Origin of the sequence: Xenorhabdus lircayensis, assembly GCF_016306625.1 — a bacterium.
In the GTDB taxonomy this organism is placed as follows: Bacteria; Pseudomonadota; Gammaproteobacteria; order Enterobacterales; family Enterobacteriaceae; genus Xenorhabdus; species Xenorhabdus lircayensis.
The window spans coordinates 31,019-42,679 of the sequence record NZ_JACOII010000023.1 but is presented as its reverse complement, the minus strand read 5'-3'; the positions used below and the strand labels follow the sequence as shown (position 1 = coordinate 42,679).

Genomic DNA, 11,661 nt, shown 5'->3' with positions numbered 1-11,661 from the left:
TGAATAATCGGATATGGATGGCAGCTATGTGGAGAGGTGAGAATCTTGGTTTTATATGTCCCATATTTTGAACGTATTGAACTCTCTGATACGGCAGGATGGTAATAATGAAGAAATCACAGAAGTATTTCCGATACCACAAGAATAGGCCATTTACGTGAGTGAGCTGGGATGTCTGCAAAGTCCATTGAAGCCGGCAGAGAAAGGATTAAGCGCCAAGTGTGCAAGATACGTCTAGTCGCTTAAAGCTTCAGCACTAAATGGCCACCATTTTTCTTGTTGGCATTGTGGTGAGCAGCTCATTTTAGGAGCGGAAACCTACCATGGTGGTGGCGGTTACTGGTCACCAGATACGGGAATAAATGAAGTTATTGATTAAGGAATATATCTCGAAAGTAGGTCACGTCAATAAATTGTCGAAACTGACTTGTCTATACGTTGCTTGAAATTGTATTGTGTAGTCAGCATAAGAAATTATTGGTCTGATTAAAAAGGTGTAAAAAATGGACAACACAAATAAACCAACATTCCACAATGTACTGGAGTTTGTGCGTATATTTCGTCGTAAAAACAAATTACAGCGCGAAATTGTAGATAACGAGAAAAAGATTCGGGATAACCAAAAGCGTGTATTACTGCTCGATAACCTGAGTGATTACATTAAGCCGGGAATGTCGGTTGAAGATATTCAAGGAATTATTGCTCATATGCGCAGCGATTATGAAGAACGCGTTGATGAATATATCATCAAAAATGCTGAGCTATCTAAAGAACGCCGTGAATTATCTAAAAAACTTAAAGCGATGGATGGTGGCATTAAGTAAGTTGTAGTAGTTCAAACTTGAACTGGTGGTTAACCACGCCGTTGGGCGTGGTTGTCCTTTTGTCCTTATTAAAATCAGTTCCAGTGAGGCTTTAGCTCTGGGTCGACTAAGGCATAAATTTGATAGTAAGTCTGTTCATCTTCGGCCATTTGTGCCAATTGTTCTGCCACATCTTCTCGGCTCACCATGCCATGAATTTCGTTTTGATAACGCAGACAATGGCCAGTACCTGGTTGATCGGTAAGGCCACCTGGGCGAATGATTGTAAAATCCAGAGAGCTGGTTTGCAGGTAACTTTCTGCCAGTGATTTGTGTCTGACCGATTGCCCAAATATTGACTTTGCCCTTGGAGACAATGTCTTCCAACTTTCCCCACATCCGATGGATGTCACCAGTAACATGCGTGAAATTTGAGCTTGATCCAATGCATCTATGATGGCAATGTTGCCATAATGATCTGCATCACCTCCTCCAATAGTTGAAAAAACAACCGGATTCTCTCCCGCCTGTATGAGCGCTTTTTCTATGCTCTTTTTGTCACAGGCATCACCGTGTATTACATTAACGCCGATTGCACTCAGTTCCACAGCTTGTTGTACATTGCGGATTAATGCTGTGACAGGGCGGTTTTGTTTTAGTGCAATGGTAACCAAATGGCGTCCAACGCCTTTCCCAGCACCAAAAATTAGCCAAGGTTTCATAGATAGGACATTCTCCATAAAATTAATCATCTTAAATGATAATGATAACCATCCGATTTTATTGGAATAGAGGGTTGAAAGAAATGAAGTTGGTTAGTTTTTTGTAGTATGCGGGATAAAAAATGGCTCCTAACAAGAGGAGCCATTTTGGGTTTTACCAGGAAATCACAACATCCAATTATTCAAATGACTGTGGTTTAGACATGGCAGAGGTTGCAATATTTGTTGCAGAGTGCCCGCCTGCACCGCCTTTTCCTTCGAATGGATAAGCTGGGCGCTGCCATTCAGTGATAATAACCGATTTTGTCATCATATCTGGTGCTGGAGCCTTTTTCATTGGGGAATAAGCGTGATGATTTGTTTCCACGATAAACGAAGACTCAGCGACTTTTGTCTCTTCCGTTTTAACTTCCTCTGCCTTAGAGCATATTTCCGTTGCGACAGCTGGTTGTTCTTCATGATGTTCCTGTTCAAGGATAGACGTCACAATGATAGGTTCTGCCGTGTGACGTGTTTCTTCAGAATCATGTGGTACTGCATCATGCAGCACTGTGCCACCTAAAACTTCTGGCTGATATTTTTCATCATGATTGATGACTGGCTCTAAGGTTTCTGGCTCCGGAACTTTAGGTATTTCAAATTCCGGCTCTACAGATGCCACAATGGAAGCGTTATCGGTAGCAGATTTAGCATTGTCATGAATAGTAATATCCTGCTGCTCTGCAACTTCAATGCAATAATTTGTTGAAATTGAAGGAGATTCTGTCGGTGCTGGCATCAGAATCACATTCTCCTGTTGTACAGATGTTGTCTTTTCTTCAACTGTTTCGTCAACGACATCAACAGCAGTCGAAACTCCAAGTTCAGCAGTTGTCATTGGTGTTACAGGATAACGAATCCATACTTTACCTGATGCCAGTTCTGGCGATACCACAGCCATTGTCAATGGTACAGGTGATTGAGTCAGATTACGTTCATCACGATAACGGCGCCTGCGCTGACCGCTGACACGTAAGTGACGTGGTGAACGGCGGGAACGACGTGGCATGGTGTTATCTTGCTGCTCACTGTTTTGTGAAGCCGCATTTTGTACAACAGTACTTTGTGGTATTGCAGGTTGGTTAGCTACTTCAACATTTGTATCGATAACGGCAGGTACAGAAGCTTTTTTCTCTTCTTCTGCTTTAGCTAATACAGTTTCAGACATTACTGCTGGTAAAGCAGTAACAATAGCTTCTTTTTTCACTTCATCAGTGATGCGTACTTTTTGTTCAAGCTGGCGACGTTGGCGACGAGGTATGACAGGCTGATGCTCTTCAGCTTCTTCTTCGACAATATCAGGTCTATTTGTTGTCTCCTGAGCTTTAACTTCCAGTTGTTGCTGGCGCTTTTCTTCTTGGCGGCGGCGCTGACGTTCAGCTCTTTGTTCACGGCGTTGTTGCTGCTGTGCTTCATGAGCCTCATTGTCTACGGCAATGTTTTCTTGGACATTATTTTTCTGTTGGGCATTGCGGCCTTTTCGTTGTTCATCACGCTCACGGTTATTGCGAGTATCATTCTCGTTGCGTTCACGACGCTGATTCTGACGGCGTGGGTTGCGACGTTCTGATGAACGGCGATTATCATTACCAGAAGATTTTTTACTCTCTTCTTGGGTTTGTTTTTCTTCTTCGCCACTGAACATTTTTTTCAGAGCACAGAGGAAACGACTGAACAACCCTGGTTTTTCAGCTTGATTCTGATTATCGGGCGCTGCCTTTTTCTCTTTTGTTTTTGCTGTTACAGGTGCAGGTGTTTCTGCTGGTAAATCAAAAGTTGAAATAGCAGGCTGTTCTGGACGTTTGCGTTCAGGCTGGCTGTCATCCTGAACATTGATCATTTCCGCTTCATGTAATTGTGGAAGCATATAGCTTAAAGCAGCAATTTCTTCGCCTTTACGCACACGTGAAACAGAGAAATGCGGGGTCTGCATTTGATCGTTTGGAACGATAACAACTCCAACATCACCTTGGCGGTGTTCAATCGCGCTGACTGCCTTACGTTTTTCATTCAGTAGGTAGGAAGCAATTTGTACAGGGACAATCGCATGAACCTGATGGGTGTTTTCCTTTAGTGCTTCTTCTTCGATTAAGCGCAGAATTGACAAGGAAAGTGATTCGTTATCACGAATAGTCCCTGTACCACTACAGCGAGGGCAGACGTGGTGGCTGGATTCACCCAGTGATGGACTTAAACGCTGACGTGACATCTCCAGTAAGCCAAAGCGGGAAATGCGACCAATTTGAATACGAGCACGATCTTGGCGCACAGCATCACGCAGTCGATTTTCGACTTCACGTTGGTGACGTACTGGCGTCATATCAATGAAGTCAATAACAATAAGACCACCGAGGTCACGCAGACGCAATTGACGTGCAATTTCATCAGCGGCTTCTAAATTGGTATTAAAGGCTGTTTCTTCAATATCACCTCCACGAGTTGAGCGGGATGAGTTGATATCGATCGCAGTCAAGGCTTCAGTAGTATCAATGACGACTGAACCGCCGGAAGGCAGTCGAACTTCACGCTGGAAGGCCGATTCAATCTGTGATTCTATTTGATAGTGGCTGAACAGTGGAACTTCACCGCCGTACAGTTTGATTTTACTGGCAAAATCAGGGCGTCCCAGCGCAGTAATATGCTGGCGTGCCAAATCAAGGATTTTCGGGTTATCAATCAAGATTTCCCCAATGTCTGGGCGCAGGTAATCACGGAAGGCGCGCACAATAACATTGCTTTCCTGATGGATCAGAAACGGAGCGGGATGACTGTCTGCGGCTTTCTTGATTGCTTCCCAATGTTTCAGGCGGAAGTTTAAATCTCCCTGCAAGGCTTCTGCGGATTTGCCTACACCTGCAGTACGGACGATAAGCCCCATACCTTCCGGGACTTCAAGAGAAGAAAGTGCTTCTTTTAATTCAATGCGATCATCACCTTCGATACGACGAGAAATACCGCCTGCTCTTGGGTTATTTGGCATTAGAACCAGATAGCTTCCAGCCAAACTGATGAAAGTTGTTAAGGCTGCACCTTTATTGCCTCGTTCTTCTTTATCAACTTGAACGATGACTTCCTGACCTTCTTTAAGGATATCCTTAATGTTAGGGCGGCCATGAGAATGATAATTACTTGGGAAATATTCGCGAGCAATTTCTTTAATGGGCAGGAAGCCATGTCGTTCCGCACCATAATCAACAAAAGCAGCTTCTAGGCTAGGTTCAATTCGAGTAATTTTACCTTTATATATATTTGCCTTTTTCTGCTCGTGTCCTGGGCTTTCAATATCCAAATCATAAAGACGTTGCCCGTCAACAAGGGCAACACGCAACTCTTCCTGCTGGGTTGCGTTGATTAACATTCTTTTCATTCTAACTTACTCATTATTTTTTACATTAGTATAGAGCTGCGAGTAAAAAAGAGGTGAGCTACTGGTTACCGATGGCCTCGTGTCTTTTACAAAGCCGCCAGCCTCACGGCTATCGTTTGTATAGAGGCGCCTATTTGTCGGCGCGTCTGAATTTCATTTAAACACAGCACTCTTTATTGGGGACACTGTAATAAACCGGTACAGATTTGACCCAATCCAGTAAGCTGCAACTCGCAGCCCATAAATTGTTTGATTAAACATTACGTCTTACGCCATTGCTGCGTTTTTGTTCGATCAAACAGATAACAAACAATTTCAATCTTGCCATTCATAGTTTAGTAAACTGTGGCCAGAAAGCATTATTCCATTGCTATTGGGGTGATAGCAAGGTGACTTTATCGCTTTGGGGGTTTTTTATTAGGAAATAGTGATAAGTTGTTAATCTTTAGCCTTTATCCTAAGACACTTGAAATAATGAAGTAGGAAAACATGTATGTTATTTAGACATATTTAAAAATGAGTAGCGCTCTGTTTGTTGGATAATTAGAATCTCGCCCATGAAAACAAATAATCAAATTGTACAGTTTGTCACGATTGATGACGATGAGGCCGGTCAGCGAGTTGATAATTTTTTGCTGGCTCGTTTGAAAGGTGTACCTAAGAGCATGATTTATCGGATCTTGCGCAAGGGTGAAGTTCGAATTAACAAGGGAAGAGTCAAGCCTGAATATAAATTGACAGCAGGTGATATCCTCAGGATCCCACCAGTCAGAGTGGCAGAAAAGCAGGAAGCACCTGTATCTGCAAAGCTGGGTAAGGTGGCTGCTCTGGCGGAGTGTATCTTGTATGAAGACGACCATATTCTGGTCATTAATAAACCATCAGGAACGGCAGTACATGGTGGCAGCGGGCTGAGTTTCGGTGTGATCGAAGGGTTACGTGCACTGCGTCCTGAAGCGCGTTTTCTTGAACTGGTGCATCGTCTCGATCGTGATACATCGGGTATTTTGTTGATTGCGAAAAAACGTTCTGCATTGCGTGTCTTACATGAACAGTTACGTCTGAGGCAGATGCAGAAAGATTATCTGGCGTTAGTGCGTGGGCAATGGCAATCCCATTGCAAAGTGGTAGATGTCCCCTTATTGAAAAATATACCGCAAGGCGGTGAAAGGGTAGTAAAAGTCAGTAATGAAGGCAAACCATCCGAGACACGCTTCAAAGTTGAAGAACGATATACTTTCGCTACGTTGGTGCGGGCGAGTCCAGTCACGGGGCGGACTCACCAGATCCGCGCGCATACTTTACATGCAGGTCATCCCATTGCTTTTGATGATCGTTATGGTGATAGAGCATTTGATGCACAGCTTGTAGAAACGGGGCTTAACCGATTGTTCCTGCATGCCAGCTCATTAAAGTTTACCCATCCATCCACGGGGGAAACTCTGCGTTTTGAAGCTCCAATGGATGATAGGTTACGGCAATGTTTAAAAACACTGCGACAAAATAATCACTGAGAACATACCGTCAGAGGGTTTACCCCCTGACGGATAAGCATTTCTGTCAGAGTAATTAATGGTAAACCGATTAATGTGTTGGGATCTCTACCATCAAGTTTTTCAAATAACGTAATTCCCAATCCTTCACTTTTAAAACTACCCGCGCAATTGAAAGGTTTTTCTTTGTTTAAGTAGTTGGTGATTTCTGTTTCGGTAAGATCTCTGAAATAGACATGAAATAGCTCATAACGGGTATCCATATCCTTGGTTTTGCTATTGAACAGCGTAATGCCAGTATAAAAAGTGACACATTTACCACTGGCTTCTTTGAGTTGTGCATAAGCGTTTTCAAAATTATGAGGTTTGCCAGTAATTTTGTTATCTAAAACGCAAACCTGATCTGAACCGATAATCAGATGGCTGGAATAATCCCGTTGTAATGCGGTAGCTTTTGCATGTGAGAGCCGCATGACCAATTGTTCTGGGCTTTCATTTTCCTGTGGACTTTCATCAATATTAGGGGAGGCACAGGTAAAAGGTAATCCTATTTTTTCCAATAATAAGCGGCGATATACAGAAGTTGACGATAAAACAATCGGAAGCATGATTTTTCCATAAAATACGTAGAGAAATATTCACAGGCATTTTAAACTATACGTCGCTTAATAAGCGAATATTTGGCGGAAAGGTGCAGATGTGTGGCCTTTTTCTTTGACTATGTCTCATTACAAAGATAATATGCGCGCCTTATGCAAAAGGTAAAATTACCCCTGACCATCGATGCGCTTCGAACAGCCCAGAAAAGATTGGACTACCAAGGTAGTTATTCTGCTGGGCAAGTTTCTCGTATTGCAGAATCCGTGGTCAGTGTGGATAGTGATGTAGATAGCTCATTATCATTTGAAATTGATAATCAGCGTCTGGCAGTTGTAAAAGGGCATTCCGATGTGGATGTCACACTCGCCTGTCAGCGTTGTGGCAGTAATTTCAGTCATCATGTTCACACAACGTATTGTTTTAGCCCGGTCGTCAATGATGAGAGGGCTGAAGCATTACCGGAAGAGTATGAGCCAATTGGCGTTAATGAATTTGGCGAAATAGATTTGCTGGCAATGATTGAAGATGAAATAATTCTATCTCTGCCGGTGATTCCGGTACATGATTCTGAACACTGTGAAGTGTCCGACGCGGATAAGGTGTTTGGTGAACTGCCTCCTGAAGCAGAAAAACCAAACCCATTTGCCGTATTAGCCAGTTTAAAGAAAAGTACTTAAGGAGTAAGGTCAATGGCCGTACAACAGAATAAACCAACTCGTTCTAAACGTGGTATGCGTCGTTCTCATGACGCACTGACTGCAACACATGTCTCTGTAGACAAAACTTCTGGTGAAACTCACCTGCGTCATCATGTGACTGCTGATGGCTACTACCGTGGCCGCAAGGTAATCAACAAGTAATTTCAGCTAACCATTAGCAAGTTGATATCTTGGCTAATCTAACCTTAGCGTTAGATGCTATGGGCGGGGACTTTGGTCCTCGCGTTACGGTGCCTGCTGCATTGCAGGCACTGGCATCTAATCCACAACTAAAGCTATTGTTGGTCGGTGATCCTGAAACCATCTCTCCTTTGCTTGCAAATAAAAATGCTGAGCTGTTCAGCCGCTTGCAAGTTATCCCAGCGGAACGTGTCGTTTCCAACGATGTAAGGCCTTCTCAGGGTATTCGTTCCAGCCATGGTACTTCGATGCGTATTGCACTAAATCTGGTTAAATCGGGTGAAGCGCAGGCCTGTGTCAGTGCAGGAAATACAGGAGTCTTGGTGGGGCTGGCCAAAGTGATGCTGAAATCCATAGAAGGAATTGAACGGCCTGCGTTGATGACAGTGATACCTAATCTAAAACAGCAGAAGACAGTTGTATTGGATTTAGGCGCTAATATTAATTGTAATAGCCGTATGTTAGTTCAGTTTGCGATTATGGGCGCCGTAATGGCGGAGTATGTTGCAGGTGTGAATAATCCGCGTGTCGCACTACTCAACATCGGGGAAGAAGAATTCAAAGGGCTAGATAATATCCGCGAAGCCGCTATAACCTTACGCAATACCTCAGTGATTAATTACATAGGTTATGTGGAAGGAAATGAGTTACTGACGGGGAAAACAGATGTACTCGTGTGTGACGGCTTCGCAGGTAATGTTACGCTGAAGACGATGGAAGGTGCGATCAGAGTCATTCTATCTCTGATAAAATCACCGGACGGTCAGCAGAAAAAAACTTCTTTGTTGATGAAGATATTCAAGAAATGGTTGCTGAAACAGGTAACGAAGCGGTTTGGTCATCTAAACCCTGACCAGCATAACGGAGCAACGTTATTAGGGTTGCGTGGCATCGTCATCAAAAGTCACGGTGCTGCCAATGAACAAGCGTTTAAGGCTGCTATTGATCAAGCAGTGCAGGCTGTAGAGAAGCAGGTTCCTGACAGAATCGCTGCCCGGCTGGATGCAGTATTACCCAAGAGTGAACAAACATAAATGTATACAAAGATCTTAGGTACGGGCAGTTATTTGCCTGCGCAGGTGCGTACAAACGCAGATTTAGAAAAAATGGTAGATACGTCTGACGAGTGGATTGTCACTCGGACGGGAATTCGTGAACGCCGTATTGCCGCGGAAGATGAAAATGTTGCAATTTTGGGTTTCAAAGCTGCTGAAAAGGCCATTGAAATGGCTGGCATCGATAAAGTACAAATTGACTTAATTGTTGTTGCTACCACAAGTTCAACGCATGCTTTTCCAAGCGCGGCTTGTCAAATTCAGCAGTTATTGGGAATTCAAAGCGCTGCGGCTTTTGATGTTGCCGCAGCCTGTGCCGGCTTTACTTATGTGTTGAGCGTTGCAGATAAATTTATTAAAACAGGCGCAGCCAAACACGCACTGGTGATCGGTTCTGACATTATTTCAAGGGTTGTAGATCCTCAAGATCGCAGTACAGTTATTCTATTCGGGGATGCTGCGGGCGCAATGGTTGTCGGGGCTTCAGAGGAGCCTGGTATCTTATCCACCCATCTTCATGCGGATGGGCGTTATGGTGATTTGCTGTCATTACCTCATCAAAGCCGAGTGAAGTGTGATACACCAGAATATGTGACGATGGCTGGCAATGAAGTCTTTAAAGTGGCTGTTCGTGAATTGGCTAATATTGTTGATGAAACATTAGAAGCGAATAACTTGCCTCATTCCCAGCTTGATTGGCTAGTACCTCATCAGGCGAATTTGCGTATCATTTCAGCGACAGCCAAGAAATTAGATATGACAATGGATAAAGTCGTTGTGACTCTGGATCGTCATGGCAACACGTCGGCAGCATCTGTTCCGACAGCATTTGATGAAGCGGTGCGCGATGGAAGAATTCAACGCGGCCAGCTAATTTTACTTGAAGCATTTGGCGGTGGCTTTACCTGGGGCTCAGCGCTGGTACGTTTTTAATTCAACAGGAAAATAAACATGTCTGATTTTGCAATGGTGTTTCCCGGTCAAGGTTCTCAAGCTCTGGGTATGTTGGCGGATTTATCTTCAGAGTTTCCGCTGGTTGAACAGACTTTCGCAGAAGCTTCTGCGGTTTTGGGATATGATTTGTGGACATTGGTTCAGCAAGGGCCTGTAGAAGAACTGAACAAAACGTGGAAAACCCAACCTGCGTTACTGGCTGCCTCAGTGGCTATTTGGCGTGTATGGCAGGAAAAGGGCGGTAAAGCACCTTCCATCATGGCAGGCCATAGCCTTGGCGAATATTCAGCGCTGGTCTGTGCTGGAGTGATTGAGTTCCAGCAGGCAATTAAACTCGTTGAGTTGCGTGGAAAATTGATGCAGGAAGCTGTACCAGAAGGTCAGGGGGCAATGTATGCCATTATCGGTTTAGATAATGAATCCATTGCAAAGGCATGTGAAGAATCAGCACAAGGCCAGATTGTTTCACCTGTTAATTTTAATTCACCTGGGCAGGTTGTTATCGCAGGTGAAAAAGATGCTGTAGAGCGTGCGGGAGCAGCATGTAAGGCTGCGGGTGCTAAACGAGCATTGCCGTTATCCGTTAGCGTGCCTTCGCACTGTGCACTTATGAAATCTGCGGCCGAGCAATTGGCGGCTGCACTGCAAGAAGTTGTGTTTAATCAGCCACAATTCCCTGTCGTCAATAACGTCGATGTAAAAGTAGAAAAATCTGCTGATGCGATTCGAGACGCCTTGGTTCGTCAGTTGTATAATCCTGTACGTTGGGCAGAATCCGTTGAATATATTGCTGAGCAAAGTATTGAACAACTATTAGAGATTGGGCCGAGTAAGGTATTAACTGGGTTAACTAAACGAATTGTTGATACTTTAAATGCTGTAGCAGTAAATGATGTATCATCACTCACAGTTGCTCTGAACAAATGACTGAGGAAAACATGAGCTTTGATGGAAAAATTGCACTGGTCACTGGCGCTAGCCGTGGCATAGGTCGCGCGATTGCAGAATTACTGGTAGAACGTGGTGCATGTGTTGTTGGTACCGCAACCAGTGAAAAAGGAGCTGAAGCAATCAGTGCCTATCTTGGTGATAAAGGCAAAGGTTTTGTACTGAATGTCACAGATTCAGAATCCATTGAGAATGCACTATCGAATATTCGTGCTGAATTTGGTGAAATAGACATTTTAGTTAATAATGCAGGCATCACTCGTGATAACTTGTTGATGCGCATGAAAGATGATGAGTGGCAAGACATTGTTGACACTAATCTTTCTTCGATTTTTCGTCTGTCAAAAGCAGTAATGCGCGCTATGATGAAAAAACGTTATGGACGTATTATTTCCATTGGATCTGTTGTCGGGACGATGGGAAATGCAGGGCAGGCGAATTACACGGCAGCGAAAGCAGGAGTTATTGGTTTTAGTAAATCATTGGCTCGTGAAGTCGCTTCTCGTGGCATCACCGTCAACGTTGTTGCACCTGGTTTTATTGAAACTGATATGACCAGAGCGTTGACAGACGAACAACGTGCAGGCATTTCAGCTGGAATTCCTGCCAATCGTCTCGGTGATGCAAAAGAAATTGCCAGTGCTGTAGCGTTTCTTGCTTCTGACGAGGCCGCTTACATTACGGGTGAAACATTACATGTCAATGGTGGCATGTACATGATCTAAAAATGAGCGAACCCTCTGTTTTTGATGTATTTTTTGTACAAAAAGAAGCAGATTGT

Annotated in this window: 11 protein-coding genes; 8 read left to right on the top strand and 3 right to left on the bottom strand. The window is 43.8% G+C overall.

Going from position 1 to position 11,661, the window contains the following annotated elements:
* The first annotated feature begins 503 nt into the window (after positions 1-503).
* Entirely contained in the window at positions 504-824 is a 321-nt protein-coding gene (gene tmaR, locus H8A87_RS05490; RefSeq protein ID WP_187654960.1) for a PTS system regulator TmaR, read from the top strand.
* Positions 825-898: 74 nt separating this feature from the next.
* Here the strand turns inward: tmaR and H8A87_RS05485 are convergent, their stop codons facing one another.
* Together H8A87_RS05485 and rne are read right to left on the bottom strand one after the other, a co-directional pair.
* Positions 899-1,525 carry an SDR family oxidoreductase gene (locus H8A87_RS05485; RefSeq protein WP_198688990.1) on the bottom strand — a complete coding sequence of 209 codons (627 nt, stop codon included), beginning with the start codon at positions 1,523-1,525 and terminating at the stop codon, positions 899-901.
* Positions 1,526-1,703: 178 nt separating this feature from the next.
* Positions 1,704-4,931 (bottom strand): ribonuclease E, encoded by a 3,228-nt coding sequence (rne, locus tag H8A87_RS05480; protein WP_198688989.1) that lies wholly within the window; start codon positions 4,929-4,931, stop codon positions 1,704-1,706.
* A 557-nt stretch (positions 4,932-5,488) separates the two neighbouring features.
* On the opposite strand from rne, the gene rluC reads away from it, so the two are divergent.
* Complete coding sequence (gene rluC, locus H8A87_RS05475; RefSeq protein WP_198688988.1) at positions 5,489-6,445, top strand: 23S rRNA pseudouridine(955/2504/2580) synthase RluC; 957 nt, start codon at positions 5,489-5,491, stop codon at positions 6,443-6,445.
* On the opposite strand, the gene H8A87_RS05470 is transcribed toward rluC, so the two are convergent.
* Positions 6,439-7,032 (bottom strand): Maf family protein, encoded by a 594-nt coding sequence (locus H8A87_RS05470; protein ID WP_198688987.1) that lies wholly within the window; start codon positions 7,030-7,032, stop codon positions 6,439-6,441. The genes rluC and H8A87_RS05470 overlap by 7 nt on opposite strands.
* Positions 7,033-7,176: 144 nt before the next feature.
* Here H8A87_RS05470 and yceD point away from each other — a divergent pair, with 144 nt between their 5' ends.
* The 6 genes from yceD to fabG are packed head-to-tail and all read left to right on the top strand — an operon-like array spanning position 7,177 to position 11,605.
* On the top strand, positions 7,177-7,701 hold the full coding sequence (gene yceD / locus H8A87_RS05465) for a 23S rRNA accumulation protein YceD (RefSeq protein WP_198688986.1): 525 nt from the start codon (positions 7,177-7,179) through the stop codon (positions 7,699-7,701).
* 12 nt (positions 7,702-7,713) lie between these two features.
* A complete protein-coding gene (gene rpmF, locus H8A87_RS05460; RefSeq protein ID WP_004247080.1) occupies positions 7,714-7,884 on the top strand; it encodes a 50S ribosomal protein L32 in 171 nt (56 codons plus the stop codon).
* Positions 7,885-7,913: 29 nt separating this feature from the next.
* Positions 7,914-8,957 (top strand): phosphate acyltransferase PlsX, encoded by a 1,044-nt coding sequence (gene plsX, locus H8A87_RS05455; protein ID WP_198688985.1) that lies wholly within the window; start codon positions 7,914-7,916, stop codon positions 8,955-8,957.
* The gene (locus tag H8A87_RS05450) at positions 8,958-9,911 is read left to right on the top strand and encodes a beta-ketoacyl-ACP synthase III (RefSeq protein WP_198688984.1); all 954 of its coding nucleotides are present in this window, start codon (positions 8,958-8,960) and stop codon (positions 9,909-9,911) included.
* Between the two features lie 18 nt (positions 9,912-9,929).
* Positions 9,930-10,859 (top strand): ACP S-malonyltransferase, encoded by a 930-nt coding sequence (fabD, locus tag H8A87_RS05445; RefSeq protein ID WP_198688983.1) that lies wholly within the window; start codon positions 9,930-9,932, stop codon positions 10,857-10,859.
* 11 nt (positions 10,860-10,870) lie between these two features.
* The gene (gene fabG, locus H8A87_RS05440; protein ID WP_198688982.1) at positions 10,871-11,605 is read left to right on the top strand and encodes a 3-oxoacyl-ACP reductase FabG; all 735 of its coding nucleotides are present in this window, start codon (positions 10,871-10,873) and stop codon (positions 11,603-11,605) included.
* Positions 11,606-11,661 lie beyond the last annotated feature (56 nt).